At 74.3% G+C, this 15,066-nt stretch carries 16 protein-coding genes and 1 pseudogene; 7 read left to right on the top strand and 10 right to left on the bottom strand.

All coding sequences use genetic code 11. The annotated features are described in order from the left end of the window. Nucleotides 1-73 precede the first annotated feature (73 nt). Nucleotides 74-388, top strand: a pseudogene (locus ACFYMP_RS22870) (DUF2809 domain-containing protein); the annotation flags it as partial. 353 nt (nt 389-741) lie between these two features. On the opposite strand, the gene ACFYMP_RS22865 reads toward ACFYMP_RS22870, so the two are convergent. Then, on the bottom strand, nt 742-1,164 hold the full coding sequence (locus tag ACFYMP_RS22865; RefSeq protein ID WP_388860669.1) for an ATP-binding protein: 423 nt from the start codon (nt 1,162-1,164) through the stop codon (nt 742-744). A 232-nt stretch (nt 1,165-1,396) separates the two neighbouring features. Between ACFYMP_RS22865 and ACFYMP_RS22860 the strand changes: the two genes are divergently transcribed. The 4 genes from ACFYMP_RS22860 (at nt 1,397) to ACFYMP_RS22845 (ending at nt 4,009) form a co-directional block, all read left to right on the top strand. Next, nucleotides 1,397-2,272: a DUF5753 domain-containing protein gene (locus ACFYMP_RS22860; protein ID WP_388860666.1), complete on the top strand. Its 876-nt coding sequence runs from the start codon at nt 1,397-1,399 to the stop codon at nt 2,270-2,272. Then, the gene (locus tag ACFYMP_RS22855) at nt 2,256-2,474 is read left to right on the top strand and encodes a DUF397 domain-containing protein (protein WP_388860663.1); all 219 of its coding nucleotides are present in this window, start codon (nt 2,256-2,258) and stop codon (nt 2,472-2,474) included. The genes ACFYMP_RS22860 and ACFYMP_RS22855 overlap by 17 nt, the downstream gene beginning before the upstream one ends. Before the next feature lie 49 nt (nt 2,475-2,523). Beyond that, nucleotides 2,524-2,742, top strand: coding sequence for a DUF397 domain-containing protein (locus tag ACFYMP_RS22850; RefSeq protein WP_388860660.1), 219 nt, complete (start codon nt 2,524-2,526; stop codon nt 2,740-2,742). Between the two features lie 91 nt (nt 2,743-2,833). Then, nucleotides 2,834-4,009 carry a glycosyltransferase gene (locus ACFYMP_RS22845; protein WP_388860657.1) on the top strand — a complete coding sequence of 392 codons (1,176 nt, stop codon included), beginning with the start codon at nt 2,834-2,836 and terminating at the stop codon, nt 4,007-4,009. 211 nt (nt 4,010-4,220) lie between these two features. On the opposite strand, the gene ACFYMP_RS22840 is transcribed toward ACFYMP_RS22845, so the two are convergent. The 4 genes from ACFYMP_RS22840 to ACFYMP_RS22825 form a co-directional block, all read right to left on the bottom strand. Further along, nucleotides 4,221-4,808: a hypothetical protein gene (locus ACFYMP_RS22840; protein WP_388860930.1), complete on the bottom strand. Its 588-nt coding sequence runs from the start codon at nt 4,806-4,808 to the stop codon at nt 4,221-4,223. Nucleotides 4,809-4,852: 44 nt separating this feature from the next. Continuing rightward, nucleotides 4,853-6,052, bottom strand: coding sequence for an MAB_1171c family putative transporter (locus ACFYMP_RS22835; protein ID WP_388860927.1), 1,200 nt, complete (start codon nt 6,050-6,052; stop codon nt 4,853-4,855). 188 nt (nt 6,053-6,240) lie between these two features. Continuing rightward, nucleotides 6,241-6,786 carry a toxin gene (locus ACFYMP_RS22830; protein WP_388860654.1) on the bottom strand — a complete coding sequence of 182 codons (546 nt, stop codon included), beginning with the start codon at nt 6,784-6,786 and terminating at the stop codon, nt 6,241-6,243. Between the two features lie 152 nt (nt 6,787-6,938). Continuing rightward, nucleotides 6,939-7,418, bottom strand: a complete 480-nt coding sequence (locus ACFYMP_RS22825; RefSeq protein WP_388860924.1) for a hypothetical protein — start codon at nt 7,416-7,418, stop codon at nt 6,939-6,941. A gap of 400 nt (nt 7,419-7,818) precedes the next feature. Here ACFYMP_RS22825 and ACFYMP_RS22820 point away from each other — a divergent pair, with 400 nt between their 5' ends. Next, on the top strand, nt 7,819-8,403 hold the full coding sequence (locus tag ACFYMP_RS22820) for a sigma-70 family RNA polymerase sigma factor (protein WP_388860651.1): 585 nt from the start codon (nt 7,819-7,821) through the stop codon (nt 8,401-8,403). Beyond that, nucleotides 8,403-9,158, top strand: a complete 756-nt coding sequence (locus tag ACFYMP_RS22815; RefSeq protein ID WP_388860649.1) for an anti-sigma factor domain-containing protein — start codon at nt 8,403-8,405, stop codon at nt 9,156-9,158. Before ACFYMP_RS22820 ends, ACFYMP_RS22815 begins: the two co-directional genes overlap by 1 nt. A 45-nt stretch (nt 9,159-9,203) precedes the next feature. Here the strand turns inward: ACFYMP_RS22815 and ACFYMP_RS22810 are convergent, their stop codons facing one another. The 5 genes from ACFYMP_RS22810 to ACFYMP_RS22790 form a co-directional block, all read right to left on the bottom strand. Further along, nucleotides 9,204-10,049, bottom strand: coding sequence for a DUF1295 domain-containing protein (locus ACFYMP_RS22810; RefSeq protein ID WP_388860646.1), 846 nt, complete (start codon nt 10,047-10,049; stop codon nt 9,204-9,206). Beyond that, the gene (locus ACFYMP_RS22805) at nt 10,046-11,362 is read right to left on the bottom strand and encodes a class I SAM-dependent methyltransferase (RefSeq protein WP_388860643.1); all 1,317 of its coding nucleotides are present in this window, start codon (nt 11,360-11,362) and stop codon (nt 10,046-10,048) included. Before ACFYMP_RS22805 ends, ACFYMP_RS22810 begins: the two co-directional genes overlap by 4 nt. Then, nucleotides 11,359-12,681, bottom strand: a complete 1,323-nt coding sequence (locus tag ACFYMP_RS22800) for a class I SAM-dependent methyltransferase (protein WP_388860921.1) — start codon at nt 12,679-12,681, stop codon at nt 11,359-11,361. Before ACFYMP_RS22800 ends, ACFYMP_RS22805 begins: the two co-directional genes overlap by 4 nt. Nucleotides 12,682-12,815: 134 nt before the next feature. After that, a complete protein-coding gene (locus tag ACFYMP_RS22795; RefSeq protein ID WP_388860640.1) occupies nt 12,816-13,577 on the bottom strand; it encodes a DUF1365 domain-containing protein in 762 nt (253 codons plus the stop codon). After that, nucleotides 13,574-14,926: an NAD(P)/FAD-dependent oxidoreductase gene (locus ACFYMP_RS22790; protein ID WP_388860637.1), complete on the bottom strand. Its 1,353-nt coding sequence runs from the start codon at nt 14,924-14,926 to the stop codon at nt 13,574-13,576. Before ACFYMP_RS22790 ends, ACFYMP_RS22795 begins: the two co-directional genes overlap by 4 nt. Nucleotides 14,927-15,066: the final 140 nt, after the last annotated feature.

Genomic DNA, 15,066 nt, shown 5'->3' with positions numbered 1-15,066 from the left:
CAGGGACGTTAGGGACGGGAATCGGACTTCAGGTGAACGCCCGGCGTGCACCGGGCGCGCATAGGGTGACCGGATGAATGGCGACGGGGGGCCGGGGCGGGACGGTGCGGGCCCGCTCGCGGCGCGCAGGCGCTGGTGGGCCGTGCTCGCGGCGGTGCTCACGATCGCCCTGGCCCTCGGCGGCCGAGCCGTGGCACCGGGCAGCCCGGTGACCAAGTACGGGGGCGACGCGCTCTACACGGTGCTGCTGACGCTGCTCGTGGTGGCCGTGGCCCCACGGGTGGGCGACCGGGTGGCGGCACTGGTCGCGCTGGCGCTCAGCTGGGCCGTGGAGCTGCTGCAACTGGCCTCCTGGGTGGCCGGGTTGTCGGCGCGGAGTACGGCCGCCCGGCTGGTACTCGGCAGCACCTTCAACGCGCCGGACCTGTTCTGGTACGGGGTGGGGGCGGGCGTCGGCTGGTGCGTCTGCCGCGCGGGGCGCCGTATCGGGGCGGCGCGGCATAATCGGGCCGGGCGGCCCGCCGCACCGGCCGACGGCCGCCCCCTCGGACGCGGGGGGGGCGGGGGCCCCCCCGGGCGGGGGGGCCCCCCGGGGCGCCCCCCGGGGGGGGGGCCCCCGGGGGGCCGGGGGGGGGGGGCGGGGGCGGGCCCCCCCCCCCCCCCCCCCCCCCCCCCGGGGCCGGGGGGCCCCCCCGCCCCCCCGGGCCCCGCCCCCCCCGCTTCTCCGCTACGGGTGCGGGTTCACTCGGTGGCGCCGGGCGGCTCGTCCGGGCTCTGCCACCTCACCACCGCCCACACGAATTTCCCGAGCGGGCGGTGGCCCGTGCCCCAGGACTGGGCGAGAGCGTCCACGATCTCAAGTCCCCTTCCGCGCTGCCCTCGCGAGGGAGTGCGCCGGCGACGCGGGCGGCGACGACTCGGGTCGTGGATCTCGATCCTGACCTGGCCGGCACGCGAAGACAGGGCGAGGAGGACGGAGTCCCCCGGCTCGGTCCCGTACCGCACGGCGTTCGTCACCAGCTCCGAGACCAGGACGACGACGTCGTAAGCCTGTTCGTCCGGGCAGTCCGGCGCGAGGTGTTTCACGGTTTCCGCCGCGTACCGGCGGGCGAGAGTGACGGACTCGGGACTGCTCGCCATGACGAGCTGTGCCGAACGGGCCACCGGAGCGGCTAAGGGACGATGACTTCGCAGCATGACCATGCTGCCCCCTAATCGTGTGGGCGCTGATCTGAACCAGCGGACTGGGTGTCAGTATTGCCCACACGCAAGAGAATCGCAGGCGATGTGCAAAATCGCATATGCCTGCGGAGGGTGGTGCATCATGGTGATAGCGCAGGTGACAGGCCGTGTCCGGAGCGGGCAGACTGGTCGCGACCAACAGGGAGGGGGCGGCGTGAGCGTCCCGACGGTGCGCAGAAGGCGACTGGGCGGCAAACTCCGCGCCTTGCGAGCCGAGTTCACCTTGGAGGAGATCGCCGAGAAGTCCGGCGGACTCTTCAACGTCTCCAAGCTGTCCCGGATCGAGGGGGCGAAGACAGCCGCGAAGCCCGCCGACGTCAACGCGCTGCTCGACCTGTACGGAAGCCTGGGACGGCCGGTCGACGAGGATTTCCGCGCGGCCCTGATCGAACTGACGAGAGAGGGCGCGAAACGGGGCTGGTGGCAGTCGTATCGCGCGGTGCTCTCCCCGGTGTACGAGGATCTGATCAGCCTGGAGGACGAGGCCACGTCCTTCCGGACCTGGCAGATGGGCCTGATCCCGGGCCTCCTTCAGACCGGCGATTACGCCCGCGAGTTCATGACCAGGATCGGCATGTCCGACGCCATCGAGGAGCGGATCGACGCGCTCGTCGAGGTCCGGCTCGCGCGGCAGGCCGTGCTGACCCGCCGCGAGGACCCGATGACGCTGTGGGCGATCATCGGCGAGGAGGCCCTGCACACGCGGTGTGGCGAGGGCGTCATGCGCGATCAGCTCGCGCGCCTGCTTGCGATGGCCCGGCGGCCGAACGTGACGCTCCAGGTGCTCCCGTCGGGGGCCGGACCGCATGTGGGGCAGATGGGGTCGTACTCGGTGCTGGGTTTCGAAGGCCACCCCGACCTCGACGTCGTGCACGTGGAGAGCCTGACGTCAGCCCTCTATGTCGAGGACGCCGAGCAGGTTGACGTGTACGGCCAGGCGTTTGAGCAACTACGTGCTGCCGCGTTGTCGGTCGAACTCTCCGCCGAACGCATCGCAAAGATAAGGAACGAGCATGACCATGATCACTGACGCGTCCACGTTGTCCGTCACTTGGTGGAAGGCGGCGCGGTCCGGCACCCAGAGCGATTGCGTCGAGTGCGGGGTTGTCGACGCGGGGGAGCGGATGGTGGCGGTGCGGGACAGTAAGCGTCCGTGTGGCCCGGCTCTCGTGCTCTCGTTCGAGGCGCTCGGTGGGCTGGTCGGCGCGTTGCGGGCGGGCGGGCTGAAGTAGACGGTCGGCGCCGTTCCGCGCCGAGGGCACACAGAGACGAGGAGCAATCATGACCATGATCACTGACGCGTCCACATTGTCCGTCACTTGGTGGAAGGCTGCCGGGTCCGGCATCCAGGGCGATTGTGTCGAGTGCGGGGTTGTCGACGCGGGGGAGCGGGTGGTGGCGGTGCGGGACAGTAAGCGTCCGTGTGGCCCGGCTCTCGTGCTCTCGTTCGAGGCGCTCGGTGGGCTGGTCGGCGCGTTGCGTGCGGGTGGGCTGAAGTAACGGCCGGAAGCAGCTCCGGTGACGGGGCCCGGGTGCGGGGTGTGCCGGTTCCGGGTCTCGTGGGGTGGCGCGTGACAGTAGGGTGCGCGAGGTGAACGAAAACCAGTCCTCCTCGCGTCCCTTCCGCCTCCTCGTGACCGGGGGCGGTACCGGTGGCCACACGTATCCGGCCCTGACGGCCGTCCGTACCCTGCGGGCACGGCTGCTGGCGGAGGGGCGTTCCCTCGAAGTGCTCTGGATCGGGTCGCCCGAAGGGCTGGAGGCGCGGGTCGCGCCCGCCGAGGGGATTCCCTTCGCGACCGTCGTGACCGGCAAGATCCGCCGGTCCGCCAACCCGCTCAAGATGATCAGCCCGGCGAACGTCCGGGACATGGCCCGGGTGCCGCTCGGTGTCCTCCAGGCCCGCCGGATCGTCAAGAGGTTCGGGCCGGACGTCGTCCTCGCGACCGGCGGGTACGTCGCCGTACCGGCGGGGCTGGCCGCCCGCATGTGCCGTCGGCCGCTCGTGCTGCACGAGCAGACGGTGCGGCTGGGTCTGGCCAACCGGAAGCTCGCGGGCTCGGCGGCCGCCGTGGCGGTGTCGTCCGAGTCCTCGCTCCCGCTGCTGCCGGAGGCCGTCCGCGCCTCGGCGGTCGTGACGGGCAACCCGGTCCGCCCCGAGGTGCTGACGGGCCGGGCGGACAAGGCGGTGACCGCGCTCGGCCTGCACGGTTTCGAGCGGCGGCTGCCGACCGTGTACGTCACCGGGGGCGCGCAGGGCGCCCAGCAGATCAACAATCTGGTCGCCGAGGCGCTGCCGTGGCTGCTGGAGCGCGCCAACGTGATCCACCAGGCGGGTCCCGGCAACGTGGACGCCTTGCGGCAGCGTGCGGTGGCGCTGCCGCCGGGCCTGGCGGCGCGCTACCACCTCACCGGCTACGTCGGCCCGGAGCTGCCCGACGTCCTGGCTCTGGCCGACGTGGTGATCTCCCGCAGCGGCGCGGGCACCATCGCGGAGCTGACGGCCCTGGGCGTCCCGGCGGTCTTCGTGCCGCTCGCCTCTTCGGCCGGCAACGAACAGGCGCACAACGCGCGGCACTTGCAGGACGCGGGCGCGGCGATGTCCCTGTCCGGCGACGTCTCCCTCCCCGCCCTCCAGAACGCGCTGGGACCGCTGCTGACGGACCCGGCCCTCCGCACGGCGATGGCCGAACGGGCCCGCGCGCACGGGCGCCCGGACGCGGCGGAGCGACTGGTGGACGTGGTGCTGTCGGTGGCGGTGCGCTGAGGGGGAGGTCGTGACGGCCACCGGTCACCGGGGCGCGGGGCGCCGAGGCCACCGGTCACCGGGGACGCCGTGCGGGCCGGGCGCCACGATCCGCAGGACCTGAAGAAGGTGTGGCACTGCCTGGCCCGGTTCGGTGCGCCCGCGCCCGCCCCTGCCCCTGCGCCCGCGCCGTAACCTCCGCCCGCGCCTGCGCCTGCCCCCGCCCCCGCCCTCAGCCCAGCAGGTAGGCGCTCGCCGTCGCCGCGCCGAGGGCTCCGCCCGCGATCACCTGGCCGAGCGTGTGGTAGCCGAGGGCCACGCGGGACCAGCACACCGCCAGCGTCATCGCGTACCCGGCCAGCCACCACGGGGAGTGCGCGGCGGCGGCGAGCAGGGCCACGGCCGAGGAGGCCACCGCCGCGTCCACGGATATCTTCCACACCGTGTTGACCGCGAGGAGGACCACCGTCATCGCCCACAGCGCGAGCATCGCCACGAGGACGCCGTGCGGTGCGTGGCCGAGCACCATCACGAGGGAGCCCAGGCCGATCGACGCGAGGATCACGAAGAAGATCGGGGCGCGCTTGGTGCGGTCCACGACGTGGCGGTCGCCCCAGGTGCCGCGTCCGCGTTCCCACTCGATGTAGCCGGCCGGGACGATGCCCGCGCACAGCGCGCCGAGCAGGCCCCAGGGCAGGCCCGTCCAGTCGCCCGCCGCCGCGAGGCCGATCGCGGACATGCCGACGAGGAGGACGTTGCGGGGCTGGAAGACGTCCGTGACCGCGCGGGCCGTCCGGAGGGTCCTCGTCGGGTCGTCCACGGAGGGGGAGGAGGGGGAAGAGGGGGAGGGGGCCGGGGTGGTGTTCACTCTGTCCTTTCCAGGGGCGTGCGCGCGGTCTTCGGCTCGCGGGGCCGGCCGGCCGCGGGGGCCTTTCGGTACGCGGCCGACACCCGTACCAGCCAGGCTATTTCGTCGTCCTGGTCCGCGGAGGGCGGTGCGGGCGGGCCCTCGCTCAGGGGGCCGGGCGCGGCGCCCGCCCGCTTCGCGGACAGGGTCGCCCGCAGCCACAGGGCCGCTGCCGCCGCCTCGTCACCGGGCGCCTGTCGCCGTACGGCGGTGGCGAGGCCCGGTGGCGCGTAGTGCCGTAACTGCTCGACGGCGTCCGCGATGTCGGCCGCCCAGCGGTCGACGCGCAGGTCGGCGGGGGTGTCCACGCGCAGCAGTTCGCGCGGCAGCGAGGCGGGCGCGGCGAAGGGCTGCTCGGGGAAGGCCGTCATCAGGTCGCGCCACAGGGGGTGCAGCGCCGCCTGCGAGCGCCAGAGCCTGGCCCGGCGTACGCCCGTGCCGAAGGCCGGGACCGAGGCGCCCACCGCGAAGAACACGAACAGGACGACCTGCGCCGCCTCCGTCACCTCGTCGAAGCGCAGCGCGAAGCGCTCGCTCGGCTGGTCCGCGACGCTGATCCACAGGAACAGGGTCCGGCTGACCGTGTACCCCACGCCGATGACCATCGCGAAGGTCATCATGGCGAGTCCGGTCCGCAGGTGCCGCCCGCGCGCGTCGGCCGTCGCGAGGCCCCACTGGAACGCGCACACGGCGGAGGCGGCGCCCAAGTACACGTAGAACACCGTCATGTAGACCGTCGCGCCCCACTGTCCCGCGTGGTCGGAGACGAAGCGGTCCGAGGGGTGCGAGCGGTCGACGACGGTGAAGAACAGGACGGTGAGCAGGACCAGCGTCGCCACCGACGCCTTCGCCGCGATCCGCTGCACGGTGCGCGCGAACCGTACGTGGCGCGGGATGTTCCCCGCGTCCGGGTAGCGGCCGTAGACGGCCACGATGTAGCTGAGGACGGCGAGGATCGCGAGGGTCGCCGTGTAGTGCTTCACGAGGACCGCGAGGTCGGTGACCGCGCTGTCGTTGAGGGTGACGCGGACGTACTGGGTCTTCGTCCACAGGGCGGCGGCGAAACCCGCGTAGCAGCCCCACAGGGCGCGCCTGCGGCGGTCCTGTTCGTCACCCCACAGGGCGGCGGGCAGGCGCCACAGCGCGACGGCGGTCATGAGTCCGGCGACGACGTACCCGGCGAGGTCGAGGGGGGAGGGTGACACCCGGCGATCCTAGGGGGTGAGCCTTGGGGGAGGCCCGGGAAATCCGGTCGTCACTGGGGCGGGCGCGCTCCTCGCCCCAGGCCCTTCCCCGGCCGGGACAGCCGTGTATCGGGCCCTTCCCCGGTCGGGTCAGCCGTGTGTCAGGTCTTGTCCCGGCCCGGCCGGCCCCGTCTGCGGTGCGCCACGGGGCGGGCCAGGGAGCTGGTGAGGCGGCCGACCATGTCGTCGCTGCCCGCCTCGCGCGCCATCCGGGGCACGAGGGAGGCGCCGAGTTCCGCGACGCGCTCGTCGTGGGTGTCGTACTGCGCCCGCGCCTGCGCCGAACCACCCGCCCCCAGCACTCTCCTGACCAGCTCCGTGTCGAACACCGGGAGGAGGCGGGCCAGTTGGCCGGCGTCCGGGCTCGTGCCGTGGTCGAACCACTCGTGGCACAGCTCGTGCAGGACGACGTGCTGGGTCTGGTACGAGGTCGGGCGGCGGCGGTACAGGACGAGGCTGACCTCGGGGGTCGCCAGGCGCAGCCCGCACGCGCCGCCCGGACGGGCGAACCGTTCCGGCAGTTCGCGCAGGACGATACGGCGGCCCCGGGCCCTCTCCATCGCCGCGATCAGGCCCTCGATCGTGAACGGGGCCGGGATCGGCAGGTCCGCGAGCCCCTCCTCGCACTCCTTGCGAAGGTCGCGCATACCGAGCGGGTCCCAGCCGGTCCGCCCCCGCGAACCCCGGACGCGCGCCGCCCCCCGGCCGACGCGCTCGTTCCGGCCTTCGCGCTCGTTCCGGCCTTCGCGCTCGTTCCGGCCTTCGCGGTCTTCGCGGCCTTCCCGCCCGCGCATCGTGCTCAGCCGTCCGCGCGGTCGGGGATCGCGGGGGTGCCCTCCGGCGTCCCGTCCGCGTGCCCGCGAGCCGCCCCGGTTGCGTGCCCGCCCGGCGTCCCGGTCGCGTCCCGCTCCGCCGCCGTGCCCGGGTCCTTGTCCCTGGCCTCGGTCAGCAGGCCGATCGCGAACTCCAGGAGTTCCGGGGAGAGTCCGTCGCTCGCCCCGCGCGCGGCGATGCCCGTCACGTCCCAGGCCCTCCGGCGGGCCAGGAAGTGGAGGCCCGCCACGACGTCGTCGACGACCTCGGACTCCTCCTTGAAGAAGCGCCAGTCCACGCCGAATCCGAGGCCGAGGGCCTTCAGGATCTCCTCGGAGGGGTGGGTGACCTTCCCGGCGAGGATGTTGGAGAAGTAGCTGTGGGAGAGGGAGCCGCCGCGCTCCCGCACCCGTTCCGCGAAGAACCGGCCCGAGACCCGCTCCCCGGGAAAGGTTTTTTCGATCATGTATTCGACCTTGGCGCGCAGTGTGCTGAGCTGCGGCGCGGGCTCGTCCACGGCCACCCCGTTCCCCCTTCCCGCCCGCACCCCTGCGGGAACCGGCAGGCCCCGACCCCGGAATCGGGCTTGCGCAAACACTCTACGTCACTGTTAACTCGAAAAAACACGGGCAGGGGGCCGCGAGGGGAGTCCCCTGCCTGTGAAGGCCACGCGTGTCACGCGCCGCCGTGAGCGCGCTGTCCCGGCCGCTGTGAGCACGCTGTTCCCGCCGCCGTGCGGTGCGGTGTTCTCCGGTGTCCGTCCGGCTCGCACACCAATCCGCCCGCCTCCCGGCTCCGTATCCATCCCGTACCGGTGAGCAACCGGTCATGAACGGGGTGCCCAGGACGTCGTGGAGGATCGCCGCGTGAAAGAACCCGTGTACATCGGACCCCATCCGGCGGCGGCGCCGCGTCTGGAGGAGCTGATGCGGCAGGTCGCGCTCGGCGATCAGGACGCGTTCGCCTCCGTCTACGAGGCGGTCGCCGGGCCGGTGCTCGGCGTCGTGCGCAGCGTGCTGCGCGACCGGGCGCAGTCCGAGGAGGTCGCCCAGGAGGTGCTGGTCGAGATGTGGCGTACCGCCGCCCGTTTCCGCGAGGACCTCGGCTCCGCCATGAACTGGGTGCTGACGCTCGCGCACCGCCGCGCCGTCGACCGGGTCCGCTCGGTCGAGGCGTCCGCCGCGCGGGAGCGGCGGGCCGGACTGCTCGACCGCACGCGCGCCTACGACGAGGTGACCGAGCAGGTCGAGACCCGGCTCGAACAGGAGCAGGTGCGGCGCTGTCTGCGTACGCTCACCGAACGCCAGCGGGAGTCCGTGACCCTCGCCTACTACAGGGGCCTGACCTACCGGGAGGTCGCCGAGCTGCTCACGCTGCCGCTCGGGACCGTCAAGACCCGGCTGCGGGACGGTCTGATCCGCCTGCGCGACTGCCTTGGGGTGAGTGTGTGATGACCGCCGTCGACAGCCACGTCCTGACCGGGGCCTACGCCCTGCACGCCCTCGGCGACGAGGAGCGCGCCGAGTTCGAGCGCCACCTCGCGCACTGCGCGTCCTGTGCCGAGGAGGTGCGGGAGTTCACCGAGACCGCCGCGCGGCTCGGTCTGGCCGTCTCCGTCCCGCCGCCGCCCGCCCTCAGGGAGGCGGTGCTCGCCCGGATCGCCGACGTACGGCAGGAGGCCCCGCACACCGCGCGGGTGGGCCGGCCGCGCGGGACCCGGCAGGTACGGGGGCGCCGGCTCGGGCGCTGGGCGCTCGCCGCGTGCCTCGCCGCCGCCGCCGCTCTCGGCGGGACCGCCGTCTGGCAGCACCAGCGGGCGGACGAGGCGCGGCTGGAGGCCCGCGAGGCGCGGGACCTGAACGCGCGGCTGACCGCCGTGCTCTCCGCGCCCGACGCGAAGGCGAGGACCGCCGGGATCAAGGGCGGCGGCCGGGCCACCGTCGTCGTGTCGCGGAAGGCGGACGGGGCCGTGTTCGCGGCGGCCGGACTGCCGAAGCCGCCGCCGGGCAAGACGTACCAGCTGTGGTTCGACGTGGGCGGGACGATGCGCCCGGCCGGTCTGCTCGGCGCCGGACACGGCTCGGGGACGGTGCTCATGGACGGGTCCGTCGCCGGCGCCTCCGGGATGGGCGTGACCGTGGAGCCCGCCGGGGGGTCGAAGGCACCGACCTCCGACCCGGTCGCCCTGATGGCGCTGCCCGCCTGAGCGGGGCAGGGGCGGACCGGCCGGGTCAGGCCGGCCCGCCCCCTCTCAACTACCCTCCGGCGGCTCCCTTTTCGGCCACACTCCCGGTGGCCACGGGAGGAAGCCGCTCGTGCGGGAGGCGTAGTGGTCCCAGCCCTCGCGCCGGGACATGGAGCGTTCCAGCAGCGCCTTTCCGCTGCCGAAGACCAGCAGGTAGCTCATGAGGAGCGGGGCCACGAGGACCGCGCCCGCCGGGCCGGGAGCGGTGACCGTGAACAGGAACAGGCCCCACCACACGCAGAAGTCGCCGAAGTAGTTCGGGTGCCTGGTCCAGGCCCAAAGGCCCCGGTCCATCATCCGGCCCCGGTGCGCCGGGCCGGCCTTGAAGCGGGCCATCTGCGCGTCGCCGACCGCCTCGAAGGCCAGGCCGAGCGCCCACAGCGCGACGGCGCACCCGTCGGTGGCGCCGAGCGGGCCGCGTACGTACATCGCGGCCTGCACCGGCAGCGACACGAGCCACACCAGGGCGCCCTGCGGGAGGTAGACGACGCGCAGCGCGTACTGGTCGCGCGAGGTGCCCCGCGGGGCCCCGGACAGCATCTTCTCGTAGCGCGGGTCCTCGCCGCGGCCGCGTCCGCGCCGTCCGATGTGGACCGCGAGGCGCAGCCCCCACACGAGGGTGAGCGCGGCGGCCAGGGTCGCGCGGGCCGCGTCGCCCCGGGTGCCCAGGCCCGTGGACAGCGCCCAGGACACGAGGGCGACCGCCGCGAAGCCCGCGCCCCACGCGGAGTCCACGATCCGGTGCACGCCCTTGCGGCGCGCGATCTGGTACGTCACGCCCATCACGAGGGCCGCCGCGCCCGCCGCCGGGGCGAGGCCGCGCGCGAACTCCCCCCAGGGGAAGGCGTTCACGCGTCCGCGTCCGGTGCGGGGGTGGCGGCCGCCGCCGGTCCGGCGGGGCGTTCGCACAGGATCTGGTCGACGCCCATGCGGTTCTCCTCGAAGGCGAGCGCGCCGCCGACCAGATACAGGCGCCACACCCGCGCGGTCTCCTCGCCGACGAGCGCGGTGAACTCGCCCCAGCGCTCCTCCAGCGTCCGGCGCCAGGCGTCGACCGTGCGGACGTAGTGCTCGCGCAGGGCGTGTACGGAGCGGACCTCCAGTCCGGCGCCTGACAGCAGGTTCACCGTGTCACCGAGGGGCCGCATGTGCATGTCCGGGGCGATGTACGCCTCGATGAAGGCGCCGCCGCCCGGCGCCTTCGCACCGCGTGACATCTGCTGGACGAGGACCCGGCCGCCGGGGCGGACGAGGCGGTGCAGGCGGCGCGCGAAGGCCGGGTACTCGGCGTCCCCGACGTGCTCCCCCATCTCGATCGTGGACAGCGCGTCGTGGCCGCCATGCGGGCCGGGCTCGACGTCCCGGTAGTCCGCGCAGGCCACCGTCACCAGATCGCCGAGCCCGCGTACCCCGACCTGTTCCCGTACGTAGGCGGCCTGTTCGCGGGCGAGGGTGACGGCGGTGACGCGGGCGCCGTGCCGTTCGGCGGCGTACAGCGTGAGCGAGCCCCAGCCGCAGCCGATGTCCAGCAGGCGGGAGCCGGGACGCAGGGCCAGCTTGCGGCAGATCAGCTCCAGTTTCGCGTACTGCGATTCGGCCGGGGTCTGCTCCGGCCCGCCGTTCCAGTAGCCGCAGGAGTAGGCCATCGTCTCGTCGAGCAGCAGCCGGTAGAAGTCGTTCGACAGGTCGTAGTGGTGGCTGATCGCGGCCCGGTCCCGGGAGCGGCTGTGCAGCGCGCCGCGCAGCCTGGCCTGGCTCGCGGGCGGTGCGGGCCGGGGGCCGACCGCGCCGAGCCCGGCCGCGACGCCGACGGCGCGCAGCCGGTCGCGTACGCCGAACTCCGGCGCTTTCACGGTGTGTTCGCGGACGGCCGTCCACATGGCGCGCAGCGCCCCGGCGAGGTCGCCCTCGACGTCGATCTCGCCGGTGACGTACGCCTGCGCGAGGCCGAGTTCGCCGGGCTGCCACAACAGGCGGCGCAGCGCGCGGCGGGAGCGGATCACGACGAGCGGGGCGCCGGCCGGGCCCGTCGTCTCGCTGCCGTCCCACGCGCGCAGCCGCAGTGGCGGAGGACCGCCGAGGACGTCCTCGACGAGCCCGGCGAGACGGCCGGCCGCCCCGGTACGGCCGGCGGGGCTGAGCAGGGCGGGGCTGGGCGGGGTCATCGTGCGGAGTCTCCCTCGGCGGTGGTGGCGCGGTCGGCGGCGGACGGGGCGGCCTCGCGCGGGGCGCCGCCCGTGCGCCCCGCGTCCTTCGTGAACAGGTACTGCTGGACGTCGAGGTAGCCGGAGCGGAACCCGGCCTCGGAGTACGCGAGGTAGAAGGTCCACAGGCGGCGGAAGGTCGCGTCGAAGCCGAGGGCGCCGACGTGCGCGGAGCGGTCGGTGAAGCGTTCCCGCCACAGCCGCAGGGTCTCCGCGTAGTGCGCGCCGTAGCCGTCCCTGCGGGTCAGGCGCAGGGAGGTGTGGGAGGCGGTGACCGACTCGATGGCCCGCGTGGAGGGGATGAGGCCGCCGGGGAAGACGTACTTCTGTATCCACGTGAAGGTGTCGCGGCTCGCCCGCAGCCGGTCGTCCGGCATCGTGATGGCCTGGAGCGCGGCCCGGCCGCCCGGCGCGAGGCGCGCGTCGATCGTCTCGAAGTAGACGGGCCAGAACTCGGCGCCGACCGCCTCGATCATCTCGACGCTCAGCACCGCGTCGTACGTGCCGGCCGCCTCGCGGTAGTCGCGCAGTTCGACGCTGACCCGGTCGGTGAGGCCCGCCTCCGCGATACGTGCGCGGGCGAGGTCGCGCTGTTCGGCGGAGAGGGTCAGCGAGGTGACGTGGGCGCCGCGGGCGGCGGCGCGCAGGGCCAGTTCGCCCCAGCCGGTGCCGATCTCCAGGACCCGGGTGCCCTCGCCGACCCGGGCGAGGTCGAGCAGCCGGTCGATCTTGAGGCGCTGCGCCGGGGCCATCCGCTCCCAGTTCGCGGGCAGCGAACGGAAGACGGCCGAGGAGTACGTGAGCGTCTCGTCGAGGAACAGCGCGAACAGGTCGTTGGACAGGTCGTAGTGGGCGCCGATGTTCTCCCTGGCCCCGTCCGGGGTGCCGCGCTGCTCCTTGGGGTGCCTGGGCGCCCACAGTCCGCGCAGCGCCTGGAGCGGGGCGGGGACGAGGGCGGCGGCGTGTGAGGCGAGGACGGTGAGCGCGGCCACCAGATCGGGGGCGTCCCACTCGCCCGCCATGTAGGACTCGCCGAAGCCGATGAGCCCGGAGCGGCCGATCCTGCGGTGGAAGGCCACCGGATCGTGCACGTCGACGAGGGGCCCGCCGAGGCCGAGCCGGGTCCCGTCCGGGAAGCGGACCAGGAGCGGCAGCCGGTCCAGCGCGTGCCGCAGGACGCGCCGGGTGACCGCCGTGCGGGCGGCGGAGGCGTCGGGGACGGCCGCGACGTCCGGCCAGCGGTCCGCGTCGACCCGCTCGCGCACGTCGCGCGCGTACACCGGGTCGGGGCGTCCGGCGCGCGCGGAGAACGCGCGTTCCGCGCCGGTGGGGCCCGCCGGCGCGGGGACGGTCGCCCGGTACGGCCGGGCGCCGGCCGTGCTCGGCTCGGGCCGGGGCGGGGTGGTCGGGGCGGTCACTGCATTCCCTCCTGGGGGTGGTGGCGGGGCCGGCGCCGGACGGGCAGCCCCCGCAGGTACAGCCGGATGCCGTGCACCCGGATCGCGGCCGACACCGCGAGGGTCGGCCAGGGGTGGCGTACGGCGGCCCGGACGAGGGCCCGGGGCGTGGCCGGGACGCGGTGCCCCTGGACGGTCGCGGTGAACGGGCGGCCGCCCTCGCGCTCCAGGCGCACCGACAGCTCCAGCCGCTGCCCGGGTACCGGCAGCCGCATCCGGTAGTCGCCGTCCACCGGGAAGAACGGCGAGACGTAGAACTCCTTGGCGGTACGGGCCACTCCGGCCTCGTCGGGCCGCAACAGGTAGCTGTGGCGCTCCCCGTACGTGTTGTGGACCTCGGCGACGACACAGACCGGCGCGCCCGCGGGGTCGTGACACCAGTACAGGGTCAGCGGGTTGAAGACGTGGCCCAGGACGCGGGCGTGCGCGAGCATCACGACGCGGCCGCCCTCCAGGTCGACGCCGTGCGCGGCGAGGAAGCGGTCGAGGCCCGCGCGCAGGCCGGGGGCGGTCCCGCCGAAGTGGTCGCGCGCCTCGAAGCGGGCCAGCGGGCGCAGCGGGCGCGGCAGTACGGGCGGCCGGTCCGGGTCGATGAGCCACATGTAGGTGCGGTGCCGCAGCCCGTAGCGGAAGGGCCTGGTGCGGATGTGGCGGACGGTGCAGGGGTAGAGCGCGGGCGTCCGGGCCGGGCCCGCGCGTTCCGGGGCGCGGCGCCTCACCAGTCCGCTCCCTGGGCGCGCGCCGCCTCGACCCCGGCGCGGCAGCCGTCCTCGTGGAAGCCCCAGCCGTGGTAGGCCCCGGCGAAGGCGAGGCGCGGTCCGTTGAGCCGGGGCAGGAGGCGCTGGGCGGCGACCGACTCGGGGGTGAACACGGGGTGTTCGTAGACCATGCGGGCGTGGACGGTCGCGGGGTCGATCAGGTCCTCGCCGTTGAGGGTCACGAGGTAGGGGTCCCGGGTGCGCAGGCGTTGCAGCCGGTTCATGTCGTAGCTGATGCGGACCCGGTCGGCGGGCGCCGCGCACGAGGGCAGGAGGTAGTTCCAGGAGGCGCGGGCGCGCGGCGCGCGCGGCAGGAGCGAGGTGTCGCCGTGCAAGAGCGTCGGGTTGCGGGAGTACGTGAAGGCGCCGAGCGCCGCGCGTTCCGCGTCCGTCGGGTCGGTGAGCAGGCGCAGCGCCTGGTCGGGGTGGGTCGCGAGGACCACCGACCGGTACGTGCGCGTCGTGCCGTCCTCGGCGGTCACGTCGACGCCGTCGGCGTGCCGGCGCAGCGCGCGCACGGGCGTACCGGTGCGGACCCGGTCCACGCGTTTGGCGACGAGGTCGACGTACTCGCGCGAACCGCCGCTCACCGTGCGCCAGGTGGGCGCCCCGGTCACCGACAGCATCCCGTGGTGGTCGAGGAAGCGGAACAGGTAACGGGCCGGGTAGCGCAGCGCGGTGCGGCCGTCGCAGGACCACACGGCGGCGACCAGCGGCGTCATGAAGTGGGTGACGAAGTAACGGGAGAAGCGGTGGCGCGCCAGGAAGCGGCCGAGGGTCGTCTCCTCGCCGTCCGGCCCCGGGGCGGGTTCCGGGGCGGCCAGCAGGGCGCGGGCCGCGCGGTGGAAGGCGGGGACCTCGCGCAGCAGCCGCAGGTAGCCGGGGCGCAGCGCGTTGCCGGGCCGCGCGAACAGGCCCGGCAGGCCGCGCGCCCCCGCGTACTCCAGTCCGCAGCCCTCGCACCGCACCGACATGCTCATCTCCGACTCCTGCGTCTGCACGCCGAGTTCGGAGAAGAGGCGCAACAGGTTCGGGTAGGTGCGGCGGTTGTGGACGATGAAGCCGGAGTCCACGCGCAGCGGCAGCCCCGAGGAGTCCGTCACCTCGTGCGTGTGCGCGTGCCCGCCGAGCCGGTCCTGCGCCTCGTACAGGTCCACGGGACGGGACTTGGCGAGCAGGTGCGCGGCGGTGAGTCCCGCGACGCCGGCGCCGATCACGGCGGACGCTCGCGCCTCCCGGTGCCCGCCGTGCCCGCCGCCGGTCAAGTCGGCCTCGCGCACTGTCCGTTCTGTCCCGTCATGTCGCATCATGGGCTCCTCCCGCCGCAACCGTCATGAGGGATACGGAGCCGAACGGGCCGCGGATGGGTGGCCGGTGCGCTCTTCCGCCGGTTTTTCCACGGGTTTCCCACGAACGGGTGAGTCCGCGATCCGGGACCAATCCGCGACGG

This window comes from Streptomyces sp. NPDC007088 (assembly GCF_042869355.1).
In the GTDB taxonomy this organism is placed as follows: domain Bacteria; phylum Actinomycetota; class Actinomycetes; order Streptomycetales; family Streptomycetaceae; genus Streptomyces.
This window is presented reverse-complemented; position numbering and strand designations above follow the sequence as displayed.

Bases quoted from the DNA above. Each gene is read 5' to 3' on its own strand.
- ACFYMP_RS22855 (WP_388860663.1), top strand. From the start codon at position 2,256: ATGACCATGATCACTGACGCGTCCACGTTGTCCGTCACTTGGTGGAAG.
- ACFYMP_RS22850 (WP_388860660.1), top strand. From the start codon at position 2,524: ATGACCATGATCACTGACGCGTCCACATTGTCCGTCACTTGGTGGAAG.
- ACFYMP_RS22835 (WP_388860927.1), bottom strand. From the start codon at position 6,052: ATGACCGCCGTCGCGCTGTGGCGCCTGCCCGCCGCCCTGTGGGGTGAC.
- ACFYMP_RS22830 (WP_388860654.1), bottom strand. From the start codon at position 6,786: ATGCGCGACCTTCGCAAGGAGTGCGAGGAGGGGCTCGCGGACCTGCCG.
- ACFYMP_RS22825 (WP_388860924.1), bottom strand. From the start codon at position 7,418: ATGATCGAAAAAACCTTTCCCGGGGAGCGGGTCTCGGGCCGGTTCTTC.
- ACFYMP_RS22815 (WP_388860649.1), top strand. From the start codon at position 8,403: ATGACCGCCGTCGACAGCCACGTCCTGACCGGGGCCTACGCCCTGCAC.
- ACFYMP_RS22805 (WP_388860643.1), bottom strand. From the start codon at position 11,362: ATGACCCCGCCCAGCCCCGCCCTGCTCAGCCCCGCCGGCCGTACCGGG.
- ACFYMP_RS22790 (WP_388860637.1), bottom strand. From the start codon at position 14,926: ATGATGCGACATGACGGGACAGAACGGACAGTGCGCGAGGCCGACTTG.